The sequence below is a fragment of the Proteiniphilum sp. X52 genome, assembly GCF_003712195.1.
Classification (GTDB): domain Bacteria; phylum Bacteroidota; class Bacteroidia; order Bacteroidales; family Dysgonomonadaceae; genus Proteiniphilum.
The window spans coordinates 92636-118631 of the sequence record NZ_RDSD01000012.1 but is presented as its reverse complement, the minus strand read 5'-3'; the positions used below and the strand labels follow the sequence as shown (position 1 = coordinate 118631).

Annotated in this window: 20 protein-coding genes; 8 read left to right on the top strand and 12 right to left on the bottom strand. The window is 49.1% G+C overall.

From position 1 onward, the window contains the following. Positions 1-104: 104 nt before the first annotated feature. The 9 genes from D7D25_RS11000 to D7D25_RS10960 all read right to left on the bottom strand — a co-directional run bounded on the left by D7D25_RS11000 (position 105) and on the right by D7D25_RS10960 (position 10334). The gene (locus D7D25_RS11000; RefSeq protein WP_122969003.1) at positions 105-1277 is read right to left on the bottom strand and encodes a MalY/PatB family protein; all 1173 of its coding nucleotides are present in this window, start codon (positions 1275-1277) and stop codon (positions 105-107) included. 99 nt (positions 1278-1376) lie between these two features. Beyond that, complete coding sequence (locus tag D7D25_RS10995; RefSeq protein ID WP_122969002.1) at positions 1377-2222, bottom strand: DUF3316 domain-containing protein; 846 nt, start codon at positions 2220-2222, stop codon at positions 1377-1379. A 21-nt stretch (positions 2223-2243) separates the two neighbouring features. Next, positions 2244-4949 (bottom strand): DNA gyrase/topoisomerase IV subunit A, encoded by a 2706-nt coding sequence (locus D7D25_RS10990; protein WP_122969001.1) that lies wholly within the window; start codon positions 4947-4949, stop codon positions 2244-2246. Positions 4950-5138: 189 nt separating this feature from the next. Further along, the gene (locus D7D25_RS10985) at positions 5139-6053 is read right to left on the bottom strand and encodes a M48 family metallopeptidase (RefSeq protein ID WP_122969024.1); all 915 of its coding nucleotides are present in this window, start codon (positions 6051-6053) and stop codon (positions 5139-5141) included. A 196-nt stretch (positions 6054-6249) separates the two neighbouring features. Continuing rightward, entirely contained in the window at positions 6250-6705 is a 456-nt protein-coding gene (locus D7D25_RS10980) for a DUF4293 domain-containing protein (protein ID WP_122969000.1), read from the bottom strand. Position 6706: 1 nt separating this feature from the next. Then, entirely contained in the window at positions 6707-7042 is a 336-nt protein-coding gene (locus D7D25_RS10975; protein ID WP_019539715.1) for a DNA-directed RNA polymerase subunit omega, read from the bottom strand. A 29-nt stretch (positions 7043-7071) separates the two neighbouring features. Continuing rightward, positions 7072-7899 carry an outer membrane protein assembly factor BamD gene (locus D7D25_RS10970; protein ID WP_122968999.1) on the bottom strand — a complete coding sequence of 276 codons (828 nt, stop codon included), beginning with the start codon at positions 7897-7899 and terminating at the stop codon, positions 7072-7074. Positions 7900-8033: 134 nt separating this feature from the next. Continuing rightward, positions 8034-9551, bottom strand: coding sequence for a GH3 auxin-responsive promoter family protein (locus D7D25_RS10965; protein WP_122968998.1), 1518 nt, complete (start codon positions 9549-9551; stop codon positions 8034-8036). A gap of 81 nt (positions 9552-9632) precedes the next feature. Beyond that, positions 9633-10334 carry a Crp/Fnr family transcriptional regulator gene (locus D7D25_RS10960; protein WP_122968997.1) on the bottom strand — a complete coding sequence of 234 codons (702 nt, stop codon included), beginning with the start codon at positions 10332-10334 and terminating at the stop codon, positions 9633-9635. A 454-nt stretch (positions 10335-10788) separates the two neighbouring features. Here D7D25_RS10960 and D7D25_RS10955 point away from each other — a divergent pair, with 454 nt between their 5' ends. Continuing rightward, the gene (locus D7D25_RS10955) at positions 10789-12942 is read left to right on the top strand and encodes a DUF5686 family protein (protein ID WP_122968996.1); all 2154 of its coding nucleotides are present in this window, start codon (positions 10789-10791) and stop codon (positions 12940-12942) included. A 108-nt stretch (positions 12943-13050) separates the two neighbouring features. Here the strand turns inward: D7D25_RS10955 and D7D25_RS10950 are convergent, their stop codons facing one another. Continuing rightward, entirely contained in the window at positions 13051-13818 is a 768-nt protein-coding gene (locus D7D25_RS10950) for a hypothetical protein (RefSeq protein ID WP_148038912.1), read from the bottom strand. Between the two features lie 160 nt (positions 13819-13978). Here D7D25_RS10950 and ispE point away from each other — a divergent pair, with 160 nt between their 5' ends. The 7 genes from ispE to D7D25_RS10915 all read left to right on the top strand — a co-directional run bounded on the left by ispE (position 13979) and on the right by D7D25_RS10915 (position 22662). After that, a complete protein-coding gene (gene ispE / locus D7D25_RS10945) occupies positions 13979-14875 on the top strand; it encodes a 4-(cytidine 5'-diphospho)-2-C-methyl-D-erythritol kinase (protein ID WP_122968994.1) in 897 nt (298 codons plus the stop codon). Positions 14876-14939: 64 nt separating this feature from the next. Continuing rightward, complete coding sequence (locus D7D25_RS10940) at positions 14940-17483, top strand: S9 family peptidase (protein ID WP_122968993.1); 2544 nt, start codon at positions 14940-14942, stop codon at positions 17481-17483. 95 nt (positions 17484-17578) lie between these two features. Then, positions 17579-18376 (top strand): inositol monophosphatase family protein, encoded by a 798-nt coding sequence (locus D7D25_RS10935; protein WP_122968992.1) that lies wholly within the window; start codon positions 17579-17581, stop codon positions 18374-18376. Positions 18377-18516: 140 nt separating this feature from the next. Then, entirely contained in the window at positions 18517-19077 is a 561-nt protein-coding gene (locus D7D25_RS10930; RefSeq protein ID WP_122968991.1) for a helix-turn-helix domain-containing protein, read from the top strand. Positions 19078-19157: 80 nt separating this feature from the next. Beyond that, positions 19158-20819 carry an AMP-binding protein gene (locus tag D7D25_RS10925; RefSeq protein ID WP_122968990.1) on the top strand — a complete coding sequence of 554 codons (1662 nt, stop codon included), beginning with the start codon at positions 19158-19160 and terminating at the stop codon, positions 20817-20819. A gap of 53 nt (positions 20820-20872) precedes the next feature. Continuing rightward, entirely contained in the window at positions 20873-21754 is an 882-nt protein-coding gene (gene fabD / locus D7D25_RS10920; protein WP_122968989.1) for an ACP S-malonyltransferase, read from the top strand. Positions 21755-21960: 206 nt separating this feature from the next. Then, positions 21961-22662, top strand: coding sequence for a DUF4919 domain-containing protein (locus D7D25_RS10915; RefSeq protein ID WP_122968988.1), 702 nt, complete (start codon positions 21961-21963; stop codon positions 22660-22662). A gap of 195 nt (positions 22663-22857) precedes the next feature. Here the strand turns inward: D7D25_RS10915 and scpA are convergent, their stop codons facing one another. Beyond that, positions 22858-25005, bottom strand: coding sequence for a methylmalonyl-CoA mutase (scpA, locus tag D7D25_RS10910; RefSeq protein WP_122968987.1), 2148 nt, complete (start codon positions 25003-25005; stop codon positions 22858-22860). An 84-nt stretch (positions 25006-25089) separates the two neighbouring features. Next, entirely contained in the window at positions 25090-25992 is a 903-nt protein-coding gene (gene menA, locus D7D25_RS10905; RefSeq protein WP_158602597.1) for a 1,4-dihydroxy-2-naphthoate octaprenyltransferase, read from the bottom strand. Positions 25993-25996: the final 4 nt, after the last annotated feature.

The following is a 25996-nucleotide window of genomic DNA, read 5'->3' as shown; positions in this document are numbered from 1 at the left end:
TTATAATTGTATTTCAAGTTTCGTAAGTTGTCCGATTGCAACCATGACTTTCCCTCTTTCCCACTCCTTTCCATCCTTCTTAAACAACTGAGCGGCCCCGATGTTTAGGGGTGTACTGCTTTTTTTAAATTATTTAATCCCTTTTCAAGGATGGCTCGCGGACATCCCACATTAAGACGCATGAACCCCTCTCCGCCCGGGCCGAACATAGCGCCGTCGTTTAACGCCAGGCGGGCTTTTTCCACGAAAAGATTTACAAGTTCCGGTTGTGACCGGTTAAGCGCGCGACAGTCGAGCCATACCAGGAAAGAGGCTTGGGGCATGATTGCCTTTATCTGCGGGATATTCTCTTGTAGATAATCATTCACAAAATCGATGTTGGCCTGCACATAATCAAGCATCTGGTCGAGCCACTCCTCACATTCGTCGTAGGCGGCACGGGTGGCGGTGAAAGCAAAGATAGTGCCCTGCTGCAACTCACGCGGTTCGAGATAGGCAAGGTATCTTTCCCTGATTGTTTTGTTGGGGATGACCGCGAATGAGCTGACAATGCCGGCAATATTGAATGTTTTGCTGGGTGCCATAAGTGTGAGCGAGATCTCTTCCGCCTTTGCGGACACCGAAGCAAAGGGTGTGTGCCGGTATCCCGGCAACGCCATATCGGCATGTATCTCGTCGGAAACGACCAGTATGTTATTCTCGTGGCAGATATCCGCCAACTCTCCCAATTCTTGGGGTGACCAGGCCCTGCCACCCGGGTTATGAGGATTACAAAGGATTAACATCTTGCAGTCGCTATCCGAAACGATCCCGCGCAAACCTTCGAAATCCATCTTGTACCGCCCATTCTCGAGAATAAGCGGATTGTGGACCACCTCACGCCCAAGAGACGCGGTGACAATACGGAATGGATGATACACAGGCGGCTGGATGATGATTTTATCACCTTTCGCTGTAAATTCATCGATGGCAAAAGCAAATCCTTTGACCACTCCGGGTACAAAGTTGACATGCTGCTCTTGTACCTGCCAACGGTGGCGTCTTTCGAGCCAATTGACAATAGAAGAAGCATACGCCTCCGAAGGAAGGGTATAACCAAAGAGACCATGCTCCACACGTTGTCTCAGCGCTTCTATGATAGCGGGGGGGGACTTGAAATCCATGTCGGCCACCCAGAGCGGGATAAGATCCTCATGCCCAAAGACAGGCTTCAACTTCTCCAGTTTGACGGCATCAGTGCCGGAACGATCTACTATTTCATCAAAATTATATCGCATATTTTTATATTTGGGATATCGGATTCAAATCGCGCGAACCATTCAATTTTCAAATCCTCCTTTTCTGCCCGGTCACCTCCTCTCCCGCTCTGCATTCCACTAATAATACACAGATGGGAGCGAGGGATTACCACGCACCTTTTTCCCCCCGAAATTGAGAGACTCCACGGCAAGACCGACCATGAACTGATGGGATATAATCCTGGTGTCAAGCCCGTTCACCCGGGTGTTATAGTAATCACCCAGATAGGCCGCGCGGAGGGTCATGTTATACACAGGCACATCGACCGACAAATAGTTGCGCAATGCCTGTTGGTTATGGAAGGATCCGAAATGGATAGTTCCTTTGTTATTGCCGAGGGTGAATATCTCGTAATAAGAATGTCCGTACTCAGGGGAAAAGAACATACCGGCAAAAGGCGTGGCGAGCTGCCACCGGAAGGTGAGTATCTTCCAGTTGTAGATAGCCATAGCCGAAAGGTTGAGATTGGCAGACACCTTCAGTGAACCGGGATTATTGGAGTTTCGCACGTTGTATATACCCCCCAGTGAGGCTACCCATCCTGCTCCACCATAGAGCCTCAGATTGGAGCCGGCAAACAGTGGATAAAACCCGGTAAGCCGGTAATCGAGATCGCCGTAATATTCCGACGCCGAGGCTGTGGGATTTTTGGTGATGGCCGTCTGTATGAGGAACTGTTGCTGCAGGAGCAGGTTGCCGTTAAAACAGGGAGTTCCCTGAATACGGTCATGCATGAGAGACAGGCTGATTCCGCCATATTGAAGCGGCGAAAGGTAGCTGTCGTTGAGAAACGCTTTTCCGACACCCAAAAGGGTGGCTTGGTTGACAGGGCTTGCCGGAAGCATAGGTGAGCGATTCTCCTGTGAAACCGTCACGCAAAGAACGCCCATCCATATACTAAGCAATAGCGCTGTTTTCTTCATCTTATTTTTGTCTCTGCGGAGTTAAAACAACTTCATCTGGCCAGTGATCTGGTCACGCAGATCCGCATCGGAAATATCGTGTTCACCATTTTCACCGTTCTCCTCACCGATCTCCACTTCCATTGTCTGTTGCGGCTCCTCTTCGGGTTCGGGGAAACGGAGCGGTTCCAGTTCCTCCACCTTCACCACCTCATGATTGGATACGCGTTTCCCTTTTGCCTTGTAACTTTTCACACCGATAAATTCCTCCACGTCGATTTCCAGCGGTTCCCTGAAGTCGTCATGCCCTCCAAAGACGGCTTTCACCCTTGGGTAAACCGTATCGGTGAGCAAGAACAAGCGGGAATCGGCGTTATCGCCCACAAAGCGAAGCGGTTTCTCAGAAGGTTCAAAGGTAAACCGTTTAAGATAGGCATAACCCTGGTCGGCGTCAAAGAGTGCCGCCGTCCATACCTTATGTTCATCAAACTTCCCAATATGGAGTATATTATGTGGAAAGTGATTCGTGAGGTCGAAATTACAGATATAGTATTCGCCTTCGGTAGTGACCACCAGGATCATGTCGTCACCCTGGAATTCACCCAGGAATTTACCACTGCCTTCGTAGTTGAGGCGGAAGACGTCGGGGTCGAACCACACCTTGCGGCCGCCGAGCGTTGACACCCCTTTCTGTTTAAGCTGAATGCGGTATACCTCGGCTTTAGTAAGAATATTCCCCATAGCTTGTCTCCCCTTGATCTCTATCTCACTGAAATCTTTCTCGAACTGGAGGATACGCATACGCGGCTTAGGCTTGAGGATTACCTTGATCGTTTCGGCCTCTCCGTTGGGATTAACACTAAAGTAAGCGATGCGCGAGCCCGGTTTACCACGGGTCAGGTCATATTCCTTGTCGCGGTTGACGCCTATAACGGCAAACCGTTTAATGTAGTGCGGCGCTTTCTTGCCATCGCGGTACACCACATTGTAGATGGTACGTTTATCATTCCGCTTAAAGACCCCTGCATGGAGGATGCCTTTACCGACGAACATCTTATCACTCACCTTCACCACCTTGTATTTGCCGTCCTTGAAGAAGACAATGATATCGTCGATATCGGAGCAGTTGCAGACAAACTCGTCCTTTTTCATGCCGGTACCAATGAAACCCTCTTCACGATTTATATAGAGTTTTTCATTGGCTTCGACCACCTTGGTGGCCTCGATATTCTCGAAACTGCGGATGATGGTGCGGCGCGGGAAATTCTTTCCATACTTTTCTTTGAGCATCAGGAACCATGCGATGGTGTAATCAACCAAATGGTTGAGGTTATGATCGATCTCGCCGATCTCTTCCCTGAGTTTGGCAATCAACTCATCCGACTTGTCGGAGTTGAATTTGAGGATACGTCCCATTCTGATCTCCATCAGCTTAAGGATGTCCTCCCGGGTGATTTCACGAAGAAAAGAGGGTTTATAGGGCTCGAGCCGTTGATCGATATGCGCCACGGCGATATCCATGTTTTTCGCGTTCTCGAACTCCTTATCCTTGTAGATCCTTTCTTCAATAAATAATTTTTCGAGTGACGCGAAAAGGAGCGCTTCCTGCTTTTCACCTTTTTCGATCTCCAGCTCACGGCGCAGCAGCTCCCGCGTGGTATCGACGGAGGAGCGCAATACGTCGCTCACGGTAAGAAAATGCGGCCTGTTGTCGTCAATGACACAGCAGTTGGGAGAGATGCTGATCTCACAATCGGTAAAGGCATAGAGGGCATCGATCGTCTTGTCGGAAGAAACGCCGGGGGCCAGTTGTACCTGGATCTCCACATTTTGCGCCGTGATGTCATCCACCTTTCTGATCTTGATCTTCCCTTTGTCGTTCGCCTTAAGGATGGAGTCCACCAGCCCCGCGGTAGTCTTTCCGTAAGGGATATCTTTTATGACCAAGGTCTTGTTATCTATTTTTGAGATGGTAGTACGGATCTTCACCGACCCACCCCTTTCACCATCGTTGTATTTCTCAACGTCGATATATCCTCCGGTTTGGAAGTCAGGATATAATGTAAACTCTTCCTCGTTCAGGTAATTTACGGCGGCATCGCATACCTCGTTGAAGTTGTGAGGCAATATTTTGGAAGAGAGGCCCACAGCGATCCCTTCCGCTCCCTGCACCAGAAGGAGAGGGAATTTGGCGGGGAGCGTGACCGGCTCCTTGTTCCGGCCGTCATAAGATGCTTTCCACTCGGTAGTCTTGGGATTGAAGAGCACTTCAAGGGCAAATTTGTTGAGTCGCGCCTCGATATAACGCGGCGCGGCAGCACCGTCGCCGGTAAGGATATTCCCCCAGTTACCCTGACAATCGATCAGCAGATCTTTCTGTCCAAGCTGAACCAGAGCGTCGCCAATGGAAGCGTCGCCGTGCGGGTGGTATTGCATGGTCGTCCCGATGATATTGGCGACCTTGTTGTAGCGGCCGTCATCCATCCGCTTCATGGCGTGCAGGATACGGCGCTGTACCGGCTTGAGACCATCGAAGATATGCGGCACGGCACGTTCGAGGATCACGTAGGAAGCGTAATCGAGGAACCAATTCTGATACATCTTGGAGAGGTTGAGCGAGCTGTCGTCGCCCAGCCTTACCGGCACTTTGGAGCCGGAGAAAGACTCGGAGGAAAGAAGGGTTTCATCTTCTTCCATACTTTCCTCTCTCTCTTTTATATCGTCGTCGTTAGGTAATTTGGGAGACATATATTTATATAAAGTGCTAATTGATCAATATGCGGATATGCCAAAAATCACCCACCGGCAGAGCCCACAATCCTTTGACTGCCAATCATATTGGCACATGAGTCGTCACCTGTCCCGACGTGTCGGGACGGGTATGTCGGCATATTAAATTATTGCTCAAAGATAACCATTTTAAGAAGAATGGCCAAATTAGAAAGTCCACTCTTTAGAGGTCTTCGCCTTACCGGTTTCCGCCGGTACCGTCACCTTGGTTTTAATGGGCTCTTGGGTATTATTCTGCACTCCCGCGCCTTTATAATACTTCAATGCATTGGGCATGACAGACTCGATACGGGTGATGCGATTATTGTCGTTGGGGTGTGTGCTCAAGGCTTCAGGAACCTTGGATCCGCCTGATTGTTGTGCCATCCTTGTCCAGAAAGGAACGGCCACCCGGGGATCATAACCGGCTATGGCCATGAGCGTGAGGCCGATCTCATCGGCTTCATACTCGTGTTTCCGGGCATAGGGCATCATCACTCCATACTGTGCTCCCAGGCCAAAGACGGTGCTTCCCAGTTGTTGCATGACCTGCGAATTACCCAAAAGTCCTCCCGCGATGGCACCTCCATATTGCAGGGCCACTTGTTGGCTCAATCTCTCATTGGAGTGGCGGGCGAGCACATGGGCTATTTCATGTCCCATGACCACCGCCAATGCTTCTTCGGTTTGGGTGACGGAGAGCAGGCCGGTGTAAACGACCACCTTGCCGCCCGGCATGGCAAAGGCATTCACACTATTCTCCTTCACCAGATTAAACTCCCACGCATAATTATCGAGTTCCGACGCATAACCGTTATTGGTATAAAAAGTTTTCACCGCGTTGGCGATCCGGGTGCCGACACGGCTTACCATCTGTGCATTGGGTGTGCCTCTTTCAACGGGAGCCGAACGCATAAACTCCTGATACTGTTGCAGGCTCAATGCCATCACCTCTTCATTGGATACTAACTGAAGCTGCCTTCTGCCGGTAAACGGCACGCTTCCGCATGACTCTAACAACAGCGCCGCCACAAATATCACGAGCGTGAATTTCATTGTTCCCTGTAATTTCTTTTGTTCCATATCATTCATTTTTTGGATTCAAGATTCAAGATTCAAAATTTCAAATCAACAAAATCATTAAATCATTAAATCAATTTTGACAAAAGTATAAAAAAATCCAATTTAAAATGGTGTGAATCCCATAAAAAAGGATAGCCCGTCAATAAATAGTTGACAAGCTATCCTCACAATAGGGTATTGTGCGAGATTTTCGCCCTTACTTTCTAAGCCTGTTGAGCGACCGCACCAGCGCTTCGTCGGCGCCTATTCTCCGAATGGCAAGGATGGTGAGGATAATGGCGATCACAGGCATGATAATACCTATACCCACTTTTTGAAAGTGAAGGCTCTCCACTGATGCGAGTTGATATACAATAAATCCGAAATAGAGATAAAACCCTATCATGAGGAGGATATTGAAGATGGAGAAGCGTATCTGCAACATCCTTTTTTTGTAGAGAAAGACCGTGAAAAGCGCCAGCACCGAACTGGCGGCACCTATGACAAAGAGTCCCCACGTGGAGTCGTTGAGTTGACCGTTCAGATAGACACCCATTGCCTCAAACACTGCCTGGTCGGCATTATGGAGGAATAACGCCAAAGGCGTCACGCAGGCAATCAGCATAGCTGCTGCTGCCAGGAGGAGAAAGACCGTTTGTACACGTTGCAACATACTACCCGAACATTTCTTTTTCCTTGGACGGATTGCGATAATAAATCTCTCCTTCCTTCCACTCTTCTATGGCCAACAGAGAGGGTTTGGGTAATTTTTCGTAGAAACGCGATATCTCTATCTGTTCATGGTTTTCGAACACCTCTTCCAGATTATCGCTGTAAGAAGCGAATTCCTGCAGTTTGGCATCGAGATCCTGTTTCATTTCAACGGCCAACTGGTTTGCCCTCTTACTGATGATCATCACCATTTCATATACGTTACCCACCGGATCCGACATTTTCATTACATCGCGTGTCTCGGTGTTGGTGCTTGCAGCAATTTTCTTGTAATCCATTTTTATTATATGCCTTGTTTTCTTCTATTTTACTTCATTGATCCGGAAGCCGGAAGCACATCTATTCTCTGCTGCGCTTCATGATAATACCTGTCGGCTTCAGCCGTGTATTTTCCTTCGGGGAAGGAATTCTTATAATTGAAATATTCATCGACCACCAAACGGTAACGCTCGGGTTGCGCCCGTAACGTACTATTCTGCGCATATTCAAAGCGGGCGCGCAGGATAGTCATCTGGTACTCCTCCAGATATTTGGAGAAAGGATAGCTCTTCATCGCCTCTTGGGCTGTGATCACAGCAGACTCGTAATTATTTCCCATATAATTACCAAGGTTCAGATAGAGTTGGGCAGCCAGCAATTCCTTATACGCCAGTTTTTCCTGCAACTCGAAAAGATAGTTCTTCGCCTGCTCGGCTCTTTCCGTCTGTGGATAGCGTTCTATATATTTCTGGAATTCGGCGATGGCTGTATACGTCTTTGTCTGATCCAAGCGGGGCTCGGGCGAATCAAGATACATGCCGTAAGCTGAATAGAAAAGAGCCGGCTCGGCGTATTCACCCTTGGGATAGGTGTTATAGTAAGATGTGAACCACTGTGTGGCCGAATAATAATCTTTAGAGTTGTAATGACTCTGAGCCAGGAGATAGAGTGACTCCTCGGCCTGGGCCGTCCCTTTCATAAAGGTAACCAGCTCTTCAAGCAATGTGATGGAACGGTTGTATTTTCCTTCCTCGAAATACTTTTTCGCATAACTGTATTTCAAGTCTCTGTCAGTACTTTTCAGAATCTTATTGTACTCGTTGCAGGAGCTCAATACCAACGCGAGCAGTAAAAAGTGGCACAGTTTTATTCTCATTACGTCACATGTGGGTTTTAGGGTGCAAATTTACTGAATCTTTCTCATTAATGGGTAACAGATCGGGAGTTTTTATTCTATTTTAGGATTTGACACAATAAAAAAATCACCCATCACCCATCAGAAATCACCATTTATTGAGTGTTGCTTACGATAAAATCGAGGATACTATCCACATGTTTCCGGTCGTTGGATAGCTTGGGCACTTTATTCTGGCCTCCCGCTTTTCCCCTGTATTTCAACCAGTTGTAAAAAGTGTCTTTTTCCATGACCTTCACAACCGGCATGCCCAATGAGAGATTATAAGAACGTTTTGCTTCGTAGTCGGAATTAAGCAGCTTGAGGTTCTCATCGAGAATGCGGGTGAACTCGTCAGTATCGCCGGCGGGCGGGATTTCAAATTCAATGAGCCATTCGTGGGCGCCATTGCCCTGTTCTCCAAAATAGACCGGCGCTGCCGTATATTCAGTCACTTTTGCTCCGGTACGGCGACACGCTTCATCAATGGCTTTGTCGGCATTGTCAACGATCAGCTCCTCACCGAACGCGTTGATAAACTGCTGGGTACGGCCTGTAATCCTGAAAAGATAAGGATCGATGGAGGTAAATTGAATCGTATCTCCTATCCTGTAACGCCAAAGCCCTCCACTGGTCGAGATTACCAGGGCGTACTGCTTACCTGTCTCCACTCCGCTCAGGGGGACGGCCACCGGATTACTCTTATCCCACTCTCCGAAAGGAATAAATTCATAATACACCTCGTTATCGAACAACAATAACATATCTTTGGAAGCGGGTGAAAACTGCACACCGAAGAATCCCTCCGAAGCATTATAGGTTTCCCAGTATCGCATCTTCCCTGAGGGTATCAGTTTTTCATATTGTTCCTGAAACGGGAGAAATCCGACACCACCATGGAAGAATACTTCGAGGTGGGGCCATAGCTCGGGGATGGCGCAGCCGGTATCTTCCACAATCTTTTTCAACAACACCAACATCCAGGAGGGTACGCCCACCAGGGCCCGGATATCGGCCTTTACAGCATAGTCGGCCAACTTTTGCAATTTCTCTTCCCAATCGGGCAACAAGGCAATGCTTTCGGGCGTTCTTCTTCTCTTCGCTGCCGCGGGAAGGTTCTTCATCAGGATGGCTGATATATCGCCCGTATAGATATCGCCACCGATACGGTTGATTTGCTGGCTTCCCCCTAATACCAATGTCTTACCCAATATGAATGCGGTATCAGGATGATGACGCGCGTAGATTCCCAGCATATGATAACCGGCGCGATAGTTACAATTGTATAAGGACTCCCGGGTGACAGGAATATATTTGCTCTTCTCACCGGTAGTGCCCGACGACATGGCAAACCACTTCACCGGCGTATCCCAGAGCACATCCCGCTGCTTATGGATGATTATTTTATCGAGCCAGGGGCGCAACTCTTCGTACGAGATGACCGGCACCCGGGTAGAAAAATCACTGCTGTTTCGAATGGAGTGAAAGTTGTTTTTTTTTCCGTAAAGCGTATTCCGCCCATGCTCGAGCAAGTAGTCAAGGGTTCGTTGTTGTGTTCCTAGCGGATCTTTTACAAATTTTTTCACCGGCCTGTAATAGGCGGCGAGTATGGAGCGGGTTATTTTCTGGATCATTCCGTAATGAATTGAACCGCAAAGGTAGGCATGCGATTCGAAAATAGGAAAAACAAAGTCACAATTTAATTAAAAAACCGTTCATCCCATGCGGCTTATTTTGTGGAGCCGCTCTTCATCTATGATCTTTATTTTTCTGCCGTCGATGGCGATGATGCGTTCATTCACAAAATTGGAAAGGGTCCGGATGGCGTTGGAAGTGGTCATATTGGAGAGGCTGGCCAGATCCTCACGTGCCAGATAAATGTTGATGGTAGCACCGTCTTCTTCCAGGCCGTAACTTTCCTTCAACGCCAGGAGCGATTCGGCCAGTCTTCCCCGCACATGTTTTTGCGTGAGATTGACAACCCGCTGATCGGCAATGCCAAGGTCGACCGACAACATCTGGATAAAGAAAAAGGCCAAATTGCCGTTTTCCCGCAGAAACCTCTCTATCAACTCCATGGGGATCATACAGACTGCGCAGGACTCGAAAGCCATGGCGGCAGTCACATAATTCTCGCGGGCAAAATAGGCCCTGTAACCAAAATATTGTATCGGACGTATAATTCTGATAATCTGACTACGCCCGCCTACTCCGCTTTTGAAAATTTTCACTTTTCCTGAAAAAAGACACATCAGTTCTCTGGGCGTATCATCTTCAAGATAAATCAGTTCATTCTTTTTAAAATGAACTATTCGGGCGTTACTGCGCAAAATTTCGCGTTCCGCGTCCGTCAACATCCTCCAAATGTCTGGTAATGAGGAGGATATATCGATCACATCTTTCTTCTTTCCGGCCATGAATGTTATAGAACTATGTTCTAAAACACAAATATACCGTTTTTTTTATAAATAACCGTAAAAAACATCTTTTTTACTATCGGAAGGGATCTGTCATCATCTTTTTCCGGCAAAAAAACGTTTACCCACATCCCTCTTATAAAAAACTCCAATGGTTAAAAATGCAAGTCTGGAGAATATGCCAGGCGCATCGGAAAAGGTGTTTTCCTCGCTCGACATAGTTAAAACAAGTTCACCGCTGTGCTCGCTTATCAAAAACATTCAAGCAAGCTTGGCTTGCCTCTCAAACTTTCATTATATTTGCAGAATATGAGATGCGTCTCGGGCAAGATCAAGCAAGCTTGGCTTGCCTCTCAACTTTCATCATATTTGCAGAATATGAGATGCGTCTCGGGCAAGCCCAAGCAAGCTTGGCTTGCCTCTCAACTTTCATCATATTTGTAACTTGTAATAAATGAAAGGGAAAGTCACCCTGTACATCCTGTTTCTGTTAGTTGCTTCCTTCAAGAATTTCGCCTTAGCCGACGAGCTGCCGGTGGACACCATTATGAGGAGGGCAATGAGTGCGGCTGAAAAATATAACGATCTGGTAGAGAGTTTTTCAGCGGAAGTATATACGCGCACTTATGTGGAAACGCTGAAAAAGAATTTTCTCTATAAATACACTCATCTTATTCCCGATTTTGTGCTGCACGATCCTCACAATGATACAGCTTTAATTGAGACTATCAGCGATTTACGATTCGATTACCCGAATAACTATGTCCAGGATGTACGGCATGTGACCGGCACGCTTACCGGCAGGAAAGACATAGAAATGATCCCTTTCGAGTTATTGAATATCAATATTTACGGTGAAACGACCAATGATGAGAGTTTTTTCATGCCCATCCGGTTCAAAACCTCAAAATACTACCGCTACAGCCTGACACGCACCTTTATCGAAAATGAAAAAACCTATTACAGCATCAACTTCAGTCCCATTTATGAAAACAGCAAACTCCTGAAAGGCACTTTTATTATTGAGAAGGGAAGCTGGCGCGTGATTTTTTTCATGGGTGAAGGGATTGATATTTTCTCCAATTTTTCGTTCGAGATAACGATGGGAGACGACTGGGTCACTCATTATTTACCCGTGGAGTTCACTATTTATGGGACATCTTCCTATTTGGGAAATGTACTGGCAAGCAGGCACCTTGCCACCATCGACTATAAGGAAATACAGTTGAGGCGAACCATGGAACCGGTGCGTTCCCTCAATATCAGCGACTTTTATAAGATAAGACTCGACTCGGTACCGTTACAGAGGGACTCCGCCTTCTGGAACGAGCGGCGTCCCATACCTCTGCAAGCCATAGAAAAGGATGTGATGGCACAACATCTGCGGCGGCAGGCAGATGAAACTGCCCGGAAGGCCAACGGAGATTCACTGCGCGGCCCGAATATTGCGCAACAAGTAGCCCAGCGGATGGTGATGAACTCCAACTATAAGTACCGCTCGACGGCAATAGGTTATTCGGGGCTGTTGAATCCGCTGATGGTCGGGTATACCTCACGAGACGGTGTGACCTACCGCCAGAAACTGTCTTTTAATTTCGACCTGAAACGAAACCGCACCGTGAAGATGAATGCTTTCGCAGGATATATGTTCCGATCCAAGGAATTCTTGACCGACGTGACTACCACGTGGAACTATGACCCTTTCCGGCTGGGAAGTGCCACCATTTCCATAGGGAACGGCAATCCGACTTACAGCTCCCTCTTCGTGGACCAGATACAGGATAGCCTCAATAAGCGGGGGATCAACTTCGAGGATATCTCTGTGAACTACTACAGGGATTATTACCTGAAACTCTTCAACACCTACGAAATGACCAACGGGTTACTTTTACACACCGGCATCGATTACCATATCAGGAAAAGCAAGGACAACATAAGCAAACTACGCTCTACCACCCCCGACAGTGAACCGATAGAAGGCCTGTTCGGCACCAGGAAATCATTTGCCCCGTTTATCCGTATCAGTTGGACTCCCAGACAATATTACCGGTATGACGGGCGCCAGAAAATCTATGAACGGTCACCCTTTCCGACCTTCAAGCTGGAGTTATCCCGAAGTTTCCAGCATATTCTTGGGAGCACAACAGAATACGACCGCATTGAGTTCGATATCAGCCAGAATATCCCGTTCGGATTGATGCACTCTTTCCAATATCATGTGGGCGCGGGCAAATTCATCAACCAGAAAACCGAGTATTTCGCCGACTTTGTCTATTTCTCCAAAAGCAATTTCCCCGAAAACTGGAATGACGGTCTGGGCGGCATTTTCAACCTGTTGAGCCGCGACCTGTATAACGCCTCCGACTCATACATTCAAGCCCATACCATGTTCGAAGCTCCTTTCCTGATACTGAAAAATATTCCATTCGTCTCCGACTTTGCAGAGAATGAACGAATTTACCTGAGTCAGTTATATACTCCGCAAATCGTCTCCTATACCGAACTCGGATATGGTATCGGCAACCGTTTCTTCAATGCCGGCATCTTCACCTCATTCCACAAAACCGGATTCAGACAGGTGGGAGTGCGGGCGGCGTTTGAGTTTTAGAGCAGAATACACATCGCCAGCCAGATACAGCCTCTCGATGCTGTTGTTTTGGGATCACTGAAAGCCAAGAAAAAAACCAAACTTGTTTGAGTTTTTCCGAGGCGCATCCTACATTATGAAAATGTAGTAAATTTTCCAAACATTATTCTCCTTTACATATACCGCCGGGGCGGAATAAACATCGCCGCCCAAATAAAGGCGTTCCGTATTGGTTTGCGCATCCAGTTCGTATTTTTTACCAATGTAGTACCTTGTCAACAGCGCCGTCGCACCTTGCGCCACCTGCATCTTCACCCTTTCTCCTCCGGCATTGTAAGCAAATGTTGCGGTAATACCGTTTTCCGTAATGTTGTTGGGGCGTTGATACGAAGTGTAGGTGACGCTTTGCTCCCTTACGGGCACCGCCGTTCCGGTGGGGGTAAGCATCGTCACCTGGTAAGGCCTGGACGCATTGGCGGAGGCATTCACGCCGTGGAAATTCACTTTCACGACCTCGTCTACTCCGTCGCCGTTCACATCGACAGCAGAAATAGTCTGAAATCCGTCTTCGGTCTTGATGGTATGCATCTGGTTGAAAAAGGAAAGCCCCGGCGCAATCAGGATATCATTATCCGGACCACAATTGCTCCCATACAATTCATGCGTGTACTTGAAAGGCCATTTTGTGATGATCCTTTTACCGATCTCCGTATAGGGGCTGTAATTTCCGGGAAAGGTGACCAACCCGTCATTGAAACGGTTCCTGATAAATTTACCGCGCATGTATACCGGCTTGGCTATTGACCCGCTCGCGAAATAAGAAGACAAGAACTGTTCTGTTTCCTTTATCAGGCTGCCTTGAGAACCGGGGAAATAGTATTGGTATGTAAACTGCAAAGGATTCAAAGACTTGGACTCGGTCTTGCAATCGATCTGTGTAAGCTGCCATACAGATAAACCCGAAATACTCCATCCGTAGCCCGCAATTGCGCAATGTGAAATCGACAGTTGAGAATAAAAAAAGAAATACTATATTTGCAAGCTAAAGCATAGGCGAATGATCTGTTTTCCCAACGCAAAAATCAATTTAGGGCTCCACGTTGTCTCGCGCCGAAAAGATGGCTATCACAACCTGGAGACCATTTTTTATCCTGTCGGGTTAAAAGATGCCCTGGAGATCATCCCGGCAGTGGAGCCCGGGGTGAAAGGGGCTGCCGGGGTTCCGCAGTCGAGCGCGAGCACAGGCTCAACGGCGGGCGAGAGACCGTCTGCCGCCAAGTACCGTTTTTTCCAAACCGGCATCCCGATCGAGGGGTCACCGGAAAATAATTTGGCGGTCAAAGCGCTGCACCTGATAGCCACTGAGAAAAAGCTGCCGGAAATAGACATCCACCTTCTCAAAAAGATTCCCCCGGGCGCGGGATTGGGTGGCGGCTCCTCCGACGCGGCATGTATGCTCAGGCTGCTCAACGAGGCTTTCGACTTAGGGTATTCAAAAGAGGAACTGATGCTTCGTGCCGCCCGTTTGGGTGCCGATTGCCCCTTCTTCATCCTGAACCGGCCCGCTTTTGCTTCAGGCACCGGCGACGAACTGGAACCCATAGAGATGGACTTGAGCGACTACACGCTTATCCTTGTGAAACCGGACATCATGGTCTCCACCAAAGAGGCTTACGCGATGATCACCCCTCGAAAACCCGATCTACCGCTGAGAGATATTATCCGGAAACCACCCGAAACATGGAGAGAGCTATTGAAGAATGACTTCGAACTTCCTGTTTTCAAAAAATTCACCGAAATTTGCAGGATCAAACAACAGCTTTATGAAATGGGGGCGGTATATGCTTCCATGAGCGGATCAGGCTCGTCGGTATTCGGTCTTTTTGAAAAGGAACCCGACTGGCAGGGCGCATTCGACGGTCATTTTGTTTGGCACAGTGACAAATTGGCGTGATAATTCAATGATTGATTGATGTGATGATTGATGGCTAATCAAATATTCTCTTTATGCTCTAAATATGAAACGACATTGTTTTTTTCACATCATCAGCGGGTTACTGCTGGTGACAAGCGCAAAGGCGCAGCAGCCGCTGATGCCGGACAGGATCTATTCTTTCGATCCGATTCCGGTTCACAGACCGGTAATGCTGGATAGTACAAACCTCGACAAATCCACCTTCTCGGATGAAAAGCTACTCGCCTATCCGGTCTCCTTTCCGGCACAGGAACGGTTCACCAAAGAGCTGACCCCGGACACGGCCGGATTTTTCAATCTGACAAAACCACAACAGGGAAAAGCATTGCAACTATTCTCTTTCTTCGTCACCGGTGACCGTTATGGCAAAGGGAAGCTCACCATAACATCGCCCAACCCGCTGGAATTGTGGGTGGATAACGTGAAACGGGCAACCAAAACACAGGTGAACGACAGCCTGCACCAGTCAGGATCAGTGGATACGAACCTGAACGGGCCGGCGAACAACATGCGTATTATCATCAAGATGCTCACCTCGGCAGAGTATAAGGCAGATCCCGCTTTAAAGATTGAACTGAAGCCTGACGAAAAGGACTCCCTGCTCGTCTATACATTCAATAACATAGACAACCGAAGGATCAATATCAAAGATATAGTGGAAGGAAAAAGGGTAAATGGCTCGTCGATTTCCCCCAGTGGCCGATTCGTGCTGCTAAACCTGCGTGAGACGTTGTCCGGAGGGAATAGCCGCAGTTATACAGAGATATATGATGCCAAGCAGAAACGGATGATCCTTTCGGAGCCGGGTGTCAGGGCACAACTGAACTGGATGCCAAAATCAGACCTGCTCTATTTTGTAACCGACGACAACGGCCGACGAACACTCTACAGGCTGGATCCGCTCACAGCAGAAACTGAAATCATGGCCGAAGGATTACCGAAAGAGAATTTCCATATGGCGCCCGATGAGCGATCGGTTTTCTTCTCCACGAAGGAAAGCATTACCATCAGCAACCCCGGAGGATTGAAACGGCTGCTGGGGATCGACGACAGGCTGCCGGGTTACCGTGACCGCTATTTTTTATACCGCTATTTCTTCGACACGGGTCTCACCCAACAACTCACCTTTGGCCGGCAAACGGCTTCGCTCAACGATGTGACCGACGATGTGAAGAAGCTGCTCTTTTCAACTTCTGAAGAATATCTCCAGGAGCGTCCTTTCCGCAGAAGTTCGCTCTATATGCTGGATTTGGAGACCATGGAGGTGGATACGATCTGGAAAAATGAAAGGTACGCCTACTCCGCCCAGTTTTCACCCGACGGAAAACAACTGTTGATCCACGGCGCTCCCGAGGCATTCGGAGGTATCGGCCTTCATATCAAAGAGGGGCAGATTGCCAACAGCTACGACACACAGTCGTTTATCATGAATCTGGCCACCCGGCAGGTGGAACCGGTCTCCAAAAACTTCGATCCTGCCATTCACGCACAGGAATGGAACGCGCACGACGGATATATCTATTACCGCGTGGAAGAGGGTGACCGCGCAAATATGTACCGCTATGATCCGAGACGGAAAAAGTTCGACAAACTACCGCTCAAAGAGGATGTGATCCGCTCATTCAATATTGCCGAAAATACCGCATGGGCGACTTATACAGGGGTAAGCACATCGAATTCGAACCGCAGTTACCTGCTGAACCTGAAGACGATGGAATCGACCCTGATATCCGATCCTTACGCGGAACGACTGAACAAACTGCAATTAGGAGAAGTGAAAGACTGGCAATTCACCAGTTCTTTCGGCGACGTGATCGAAGGACGTTACTATCTGCCTCCCCATTTCGATCCGAAGAAGAAATATCCCCTGATCGTTTATTACTATGGCGGGACCAGCCCTACCTCACGAACATTTGAGAGCACTTATCCGTTACATGTCTACGCCGCGCAGGATTATGTGGTCTACACGCTGCAACCGAGCGGAACTACCGGCTACGGACAGGAGTTCTCTGCCCGCCATGTGAATGCCTGGGGCGACCGAACTGCCGAGGAGATCATTGAAGGAACCAAAGCGTTCGTAGCCTCCCACCCCTTTGTGGACGGAACGAAAATCGGCAATATCGGCGCATCGTACGGCGGATTTATGACGCAGTACCTGATCACCCGAACCGACCTGTTTTCCGCGTCGGTATCGCATGCCGGGATCAGCAGCATCACCAGTTACTGGGGTGAAGGATATTGGGGCTACTCTTACAGCGCAGGGGCAAGCGCGGGAAGTTATCCATGGAACAATCCCGACCTCTATGTGAAACAAAGTCCGCTCTTTTCCGCCGACAAGATCAACACGCCGTTGCTACTGCTGCATGGCACAGCCGACACCAATGTTCCCATCGGCGAAAGCATCCAAATGTACAACGCCTTGAAACTGCTCGGCAAGGAGGTGGAGTTTATCCAGGTGGAAGGGGAAAACCATGCTATCTATGATTACGACAAGCGGATCGCTTGGAATAACGCCATCTATGCCTGGTTTGCCAAATGGCTGAAAGATGACTCCCGCTGGTGGGATTCGATGTTCCCGAATGATTGACGATGGACAATGGATGACTTATTGATTCAACAACCCTATGATTTGACAATTTCGAATCGGGAATTTAAAATGGTCTTGATTCTAAAAAACACAATATGGATTTGGAAAAACTTTGCAATGAGGTGAAAGAACTTGCCCGCTCTACGGGGGAATATCTGAAAACGGAACAAACCCTCCTGCGTAAGAGGGACATTGAGCTAAAAGGCACCCGTAACTATGTGACCTATATCGACAAAGAGGCGGAGAGCCGGCTAGTAGAGGGGTTAAGCCGGTTACTTCCCGAAGCGGGGTTCCTCACCGAAGAGGAGACTGTGGCGTTTGAACAGAAGGAGCACACATGGATCATCGACCCGCTGGACGGCACCACCAATTATGTACACGGCGACTTTCCTTTCTCGGTGAGTATCGCCTTGATGAAGGAAAATGAAATCATCCTGGGTGTGGTATATGATCCGCCGGCCGCGCAGATGTATTCTGCCACCGGTGCGGGAAGGGTTTTTCTGAACGATAATCCGATAAAAGTGAGCGGTCACTCCACCCTGGTCAACAGCTATATCGGCTTCGGCATTCCGTACAGCCTTGATGAGAGGGGTGAACAGATCCTCAGGAATGCCATGCGGCAATTCCGCCAATGCAGTTTCCGCATTAAGGGATCGGCCGCGCTGGAAATCTGTTACGTGGCGGCAGGCGTATGTGACAGTTACTTTCATAGCGGCCTCTCACCATGGGATGTAGCCGCCGGAGCATTCATCCTGCAATGCGCGGGCGGAAGATGCACCGACTTTTCCGGAGGCGATAATTACCTTTTCAACAAAGAACTGGTCGCTTCAAACGGTGTTATTCACCAGGAAATTATGAAAACCATCATAGATGGTCACCCACCGCGGGAATAGGGTGAACGCCATCTCCCATTATCGGGTTGACGGTTGGCATGGCGATTATGGCACTGAGCCTCTATTTGTTTGTATAAACAAAAAAGATTATTTTTGTTTCACGTTTTCACATATCTATCAACACTCATACATGCACAGCGATGACAACAGATATTAGACAAATAGGCGAACGGATAAAAGGGTTGCGCGACGCGGTCAACCTCTCCCCCGACGAGATGGCTCACAGATTAGAGGTTGACACGGACGATTACCTGCAATTTGAGGCGGGTGAGAAAGACATCTCCGTCTCGTTTTTACAGCGGATCGAGCGGGAGTTCAATGTGGATCTGGGGACACTGATGTTCGGCACGGAGCCCCGCATGAATTCCTATTTTATCACCCGCAAAGACAAAGGTGTAAGCGTGGAAAGAGTTTCGGCCTACAAGTATCAATCGCTTACTTCAGGTTTCACCAATAATGTGGCGGAAATTTTCGTCGTCACGGTAGAACCCAAGTCCATGGAGACCGATTTCTACCAAAATATCCACGCGGGACAGGAATTCAATATGGTGTTGGAAGGAAGCATGATGTTACACATCAACGGCAAGAATCTGGTATTGGAAGAAGGCGACAGCATCTATTTCGATTCGTCGCTGCCGCACGGCATGAAAGCGCTCAACGACAAGCCGGTAAAGTTCCTTGCCGTGATCTTATACCCGTGATCAATGGTGAGACAAAATATTTTCCTCCAACCGTCATGCTCCTTCCAATCCAGGGGTCTCGACGCTATAATCAGGCTATCATGTTAGAAAAATTTGTAAAGAAAACCTCATTCACCTCGCAGCAGGATTTTATTGACAATTATCAAATCTCAGTGCCTGAGAACTTCAATTTCGCATATGATGTGACGGATGAATGGGCACGGACAAACCCCGGTAAACGGGCGCTCTGCTGGACTAACGACAAAGGGGCGCACAGGGATCTGACGTTCGGCGAGTTGAAAACGCTCTCGGACAAAGCAGCCTCCTTCTTCCAGTCAATCGGCATCGGAAAAGGAGATATGGTAATGCTTATCTTGAAACGAAGCATCGAGTTCTGGCCGGCCATCCTGGCACTGCACAAGATCGGAGCCATAGCGATCCCTGCAACCCACCTGCTGACCGACAAAGATATCGTTTACCGCAACAATGCGGCAGATATAAAGGCTATCGTGGCCGTGCGGGACAACAACCTGATTGAGCATGTGAACCTGGCAATGGCCCAATCTCCCACGGTACAACACCGCATCATGGTGGGCGGCACCATTCCCGAAGGATGGATCGATTTCCACCGGGGAGTGGAAGGAGCGGCGCCTTTCGTCAGGCCGGAGAGGGTGAACGATAACGACGATGTCATGCTGCTCTATTTCACCTCCGGAACCACAGGACAACCCAAGATGGTGACACACGATTTCACCTATCCCTTAGGACATATCACTACCGCCAAATACTGGCATAACCTGCACGAGGACAGCGTGCATCTGACCGTGGCAGATACCGGATGGGCCAAAGCGGTATGGGGAAAACTATATGGACAGTGGATCGTGGGGGCCTGCATCTTTGTCTACGACTTCGACGGCCGTTTTATCCCACAGGATATGCTGCGGATGATATCGGAATACAAAGTCACTTCGTTTTGCGCTCCCCCCACCATCTTCCGGTTCCTGATCCGTGAGGATCTGACCCAATATGACCTTTCGGCTCTCGAATACTGTACCACAGCGGGGGAAGCGCTCAATCCGTCAGTATTCGAGACTTTTTATAAACTGACCGGCATCAAGATGATGGAGGCATTCGGGCAGACTGAGACCGCCCCGACCATCATCACTTTTCCATGGATAGAGCCCAAACCGGGTGCGATGGGTGTCCCCAACCCTCTTTACAAGATGGATCTGCTGACACACGACGGACGTTCGGCCGAAGACGGGGAGCAGGGAGAGATCGTCTTTTATACCGACGAAAAGCGTCCTCTTTCCCTGTTCAAAGGCTATTATCGTGATGAGACGCTTACCCGGGAAGTATACGCGGATCATATTTATCACACGGGCGATATGGCCTGGCGTGATGAGGACGGCTACTACTGGTTTTTAGGACGTACCGACGATGTGATCAAGAGTTCCGGTTACCGCATCGGACCCTTCGAGGTGGAAAGCGCTGTAATGACCCACCCCGCCGTGGTGGAATGCGCCATCACCGGCGTACCCGACGAGATCAGGGGCCAGATCATCAAGGCAACCATCGTGCTGGCGGAAGAATATAAAGCGCAAGCGGGCGATGAACTGGCCAAAGAGATCCAGGAGCATGTAAAGAAGGTAACGGCTCCCTACAAATACCCGCGGTTGATTGAATTCGTAAATGAACTACCCAAAACGATCAGCGGAAAGATCCGACGGGTGGAGATACGCGAAAGAAGTTCCAAGTTCTAAATTCCAAGTTCTAAGTTCTAAGTTCCAAGTTCTACTAAATTAGTTTTAATCATATGAAGAAAGCATACGTATTTCCCGGTCAGGGGGCCCAGTTCGTGGGCATGGGCAAAGAGTTGTACGAAACATCGCCCTTGGCGAAAGAGTTATTTGAAAAAGCGAACGAAATACTGGGGTTCCGGATCACCGACCTGATGTTTGCCGGAACGGATGAAGACCTGAAACAGACAAAGGTTACGCAGCCTGCCATCTTCCTCCACTCGGTGATTCTGGCAAAAACGCTGGGAGAAGAGTTCCAGGCGGATATGACTGCCGGCCATTCACTCGGAGAGTTTTCAGCGTTGGTAACCGCGGGAGCCTTATCATTTGAGGATGGGCTTAAACTGGTGTATGCCCGCGCGTTGGCCATGCAAAAGGCGTGTGAAGCCAATCCCTCCACCATGGCAGCCATCCTGGCGCTTCCCGACGAAAAGGTGGAAGAGATATGCGCGTCGATCGATGACGTGGTTGTGCCCGCCAATTACAACTGTCCGGGACAGATCGTGATCTCCGGTTCCAATAGTGGAATAGAAAAAGCTTGCGAACTGATGAAAGAGGCAGGCGCCAAACGCGCATTACCCCTGAAGGTAGGCGGCGCTTTCCACTCACCGCTGATGGAACCTGCCCGTGTGGAATTGTCGGATGCCATTGAATCGACCCGTTTCTCGGCCCCCCTCTGCCCTGTGTACCAGAATGTATCCACCACAGGCGAAACAGATCCCCACACCATCAAGCAGAATCTGATCGCACAGCTCACTTCACCGGTAAAATGGACACAATCGGTACGGCAGATGATTGCCGACGGCGCCACCGAGTTTGTAGAACTTGGCCCGGGCAGCGTGTTGCAAGGACTCATCTCCAAGATCGACCGAAGCGTCACCGTCTCAGGGAAACAATAACCGTTTTTCCCCTACTGAAACAAATTTGGACCGGAGCAGTGCATCACTTCTGTTTCGGTTCTTTTTGGCAGGTCATGCTTATCATTATCATCCATCCTCGTTTTATAAGGCTATTAAGGTTTCTTATCTAATTTTTTTTGTTAAAACCGAATTTAGAAAATACATTTGCATTGTAACGTGATTACTAACACAGAAAACAGAAAGCTATGCGAAAATTATTGTCCATATTCACACTCATCGCGGCTGTGGCATTTTCGGCACACGCGCAGGAAGAGTTTTTCAGCGCTCCCGATTTCGCGCGGATCGAAAGAAACATAAAAGAGCCGGCTTCCACCTACTATTATCCCAAATTGATGGAGAAATATATGGCCGGAGACGAGAAAATGACCCTTGAGGAAGGACGGCATCTCTATTTCGGTTTTATCTATCAGCCTCAATACATGCCGGTCGACACCTCCTCATATAACAACAAACTGGCAGAAGTATTATCGAAAAAATCGTTCTCGACCACTGATTATGCCAATATACTGGAATATTCCAATGCGCTGTTGCTGGAAGATCCGTTCAACCTGCGCGCGTTAAATGCCAAACTGCTGGTATATGCCCAACAGAACAATACCGAAGAATATAAAAAAGTGGCGCAACAACGGCGTGTTGTGCAGAATGCTATCGCGGGCACGGGTGACGGGATGTCGGATAAAACTCCGTTTTACGTAATCAAGGTGGCTCATGAATACGACATACTTCCTTTTCTGGGTTACAACTTTGGTGGCAATGATAAAATCCTCTCAAGCAAAAAGATAAATTATCTAACCCTCGGAGAAAACCGATTCGGCGTGGAGAGAGTATATTTCAATATCGCCCCCGTTATCGATCATGTGAGTTCGCGCGGCGGGGGAAAAATGTAAAACCGCAATTCCGCAGCGCCGCCACCACACTCCCGCTGGTACGGCGAGAGCCTGTATCTTCTTTGCGTTTATTCTCCGCCGTGAGCGGTCGGGAATTAAACCTTAAGCGAAACAAAAAACAATCCGCTCCCCGGCCTGTCTGATCCGGACAGGCTTGGGGAGCGGATCTGTAAATATAAAAAAGCGCGGGCTTACTTATTCATTCATCAACACCTGCATGATCTGGCAAGCTGATTCGGTGACGGAGCTTCCCGGCCCGAAGATGGCCGACACGCCGGCACGGTAAAGGAAATCGTAATCCTGCGCGGGGATCACACCGCCGGCAATCACCACGATATCGGGACGCCCCAGCCGTTTCAGTTCTTCGATCACCTGCGGCACAAGTGTTTTGTGTCCGGCAGCCAGGGAAGAGACCCCTAACACATGCACATCATTCTCCACGGCCTGACGGGCCGCCTCGGCCGGCGTCTGGAACAGGGGTCCCATATCCACGTCGAAGCCGCAGTCGGCATAACCGGTAGCGACCACCTTGGCTCCGCGGTCGTGGCCGTCCTGTCCCATCTTGGCCACCATGATCCTGGGCCTGCGCCCTTCTTTCCGGGCAAACTGGTCTGTCAGGGCGCGCGCTTTCTCGAGCGTCGGCGCTCCTTTCGATTCTGATGAATACACGCCTGAAATTGTTCTGATTACCGCATTATAACGTCCCACTATTTTCTCACATGCGTCGGAGATCTCTCCCAGGGTGGCGCGCACCCGCGCGGCCTCCACCGAGAGTTCGAGGAGGTTACCCTGTTTGGTCTCCACACAACGGGTGATGGCGTCGAGCGCCTTTTGCACCGCCTCGTTATCACGATTGGCCTTCAACTGGTTAAGGCGTTCCACCTGCTGTTTACGCACTTCAGTATTATCAATATCAAGAATATCGATAGGATCTTCCTGGTCGAGCCTGTAGCGATTCACACCGATGATAGCCTGCACACCCGAGTCGATACGCGCCTGGGTGCGTGCCGCCGCCTCTTCGATACGCATCTTGGGGATGCCCGTCTCGATGGCTTTGGCCATCCCTCCCAATTCTTCGACCTCCCGGATAAGATTCCACGCCTTATCCACCAGTTCCTGTGTGATTGATTCCACATAGTAGGAGCCTGCCCATGGGTCGACCTGGCGGGTGATTTGCGTCTCTTCCTGTATATAGATCTGTGTATTACGGGCAATACGAGCCGAGAAATCGGTCGGCAGCGCAATGGCCTCGTCGAGCGCGTTGGTATGGAGCGACTGGGTATGTCCCAGCGCGGCAGCCATCGCCTCGATACAGGTACGTCCCACGTTGTTGAACGGGTCCTGTTCGGTGAGCGACCAGCCCGATGTCTGTGAGTGGGTGCGCAATGCCATCGATTTGGGATTTTTGGCGCCGAAGCTCTTCACGATCTTTGCCCACAACAGGCGCGCGGCCCGCATCTTGGCTATTTCCATAAAATGGTTCATGCCGATAGCCCAGAAGAACGACAAACGGGGAGCAAAGGCATCCACATCGATGCCGGCGTTGATGCCGGCTCGCAGATATTCGATACCGTCAGCCAGAGTGTAGGCCAACTCGATATCGGCGGTGGCACCCGCCTCCTGCATGTGATATCCGGAGATGGAGATGGAATTGAATTTGGGCATCTTTTGCGAGGTAAACTCGAAGATATCCGCGATGATCTTCATCGAGAATTCCGGCGGATAGATATAGGTATTACGCACCATAAACTCTTTCAGGATATCGTTCTGGATGGTGCCGGCCATCTCCTCGAGTTGCGCTCCCTGCTCCTGCGCCGCCACGATATAGAATGCGAGGACAGGCAGCACGGCGCCATTCATGGTCATGGACACCGACATCTTGTTAAGCGGGATACCATCGAACAATATTTTCATATCTTCCACCGAGCAGATGGAGACACCGGCTTTTCCCACGTCGCCCACTACCCTCTCGTTATCGGCATCGTAACCGCGGTGCGTGGGCAAGTCGAACGCCACCGAAAGCCCTTTCTGTCCCGATGCGAGGTTGCGACGGTAGAAAGCATTGGACTCTTCAGCGGTGGAGAATCCGGCATACTGGCGGATAGTCCACGGGCGCATCACATACATCGTGGAATAGGGTCCGCGCAGATAAGGCGGCAAGCCGGCGGCATAGTTCAGATGCTCCATGTCCCGGAGGTCTTCCTTCGTATAGACCGGCTTCACCGGAATCTGTTCCGGCGTAAGCCAATCGGCTTTGATCTCGTTTTTTTCAGCCCATCCCGCCACATCGGTCGATGTAAAACCGGCTGAGTGAATATCAATATCTTTAAAATTTGGTTTCATTTTTGTAGACTTTTAGAATCAAGCTCCAAAAATCAGGACTTTTGGACTTGGTTCGATCATTTTTATTGTAAATCACCTTTGTTTTTATATAAAAGAAGCTATCACATTGCCGGCCACCATGAGCAGACTGAATAAGAGCACCAATTGGGCTGTGTGGGTATCCAGAAAGCGGATAATCCCCAGGTCGTCCATTGTCGCTTTCCTCATCAGTTTAATATTCTTGATGGCTAGCGGAAAACTGAAAAGTACCAGAAACACCCAGGTGTCGAGCATCTGTATCATCACCATGATCGCAATCAGCAGGTAAGCGACCAAAAGCATTGTCTGATAGGTGACCTGAGACCCTTCGAGCCCCATATTCATTGCCTGAGTACGTATACCGGCTTGCTTGTCCTGCAGCATATCGCGCGTGTTATTGGCATGCAATATGGCCACGATGAGCAAACCCACAGGCGTTATTACGAGCAGTATGGGCCACAACAATTGTCCGGTCATGACATAAGCCACTCCCAAGGCAATCGACAAACCGTAACAGATAAAGATAAGCAGGTCTCCCAACCCCATATACTTGAATTTGTAGTAAAGCGTGGAGCTGACGATCCCGATAATGCCGATGAACAGCAGTGGAAGACCGGTATTTAACAGGAGATAAATTCCTAATAAAATACCGACAAAGAGCACCGCATAGCCATAATAGAGAACCGTTGTGGGTTTGAAAATCCCCATCACGATCAGTCGCGACGGGCCGGTCTTTTCTTTGCGGTCTACTCCACTGATATAGTCATGGTACTCACCTATCAGGTTTCCCGCCATATGGAAAATGACCGCGCCGAAAAGAGCCAAAATGCCATATGTCCAGTTTAATCCGGCGATCTCCCCTCTTTTATAGAGGTAAAAGAGATAGGATATGGCAATCAGCGCCGGCGATGCCGATGCGGGGAACGCCCAGGGATGCGCCACAATGATCCAGTTTTTCAGTTTTCCCAACACT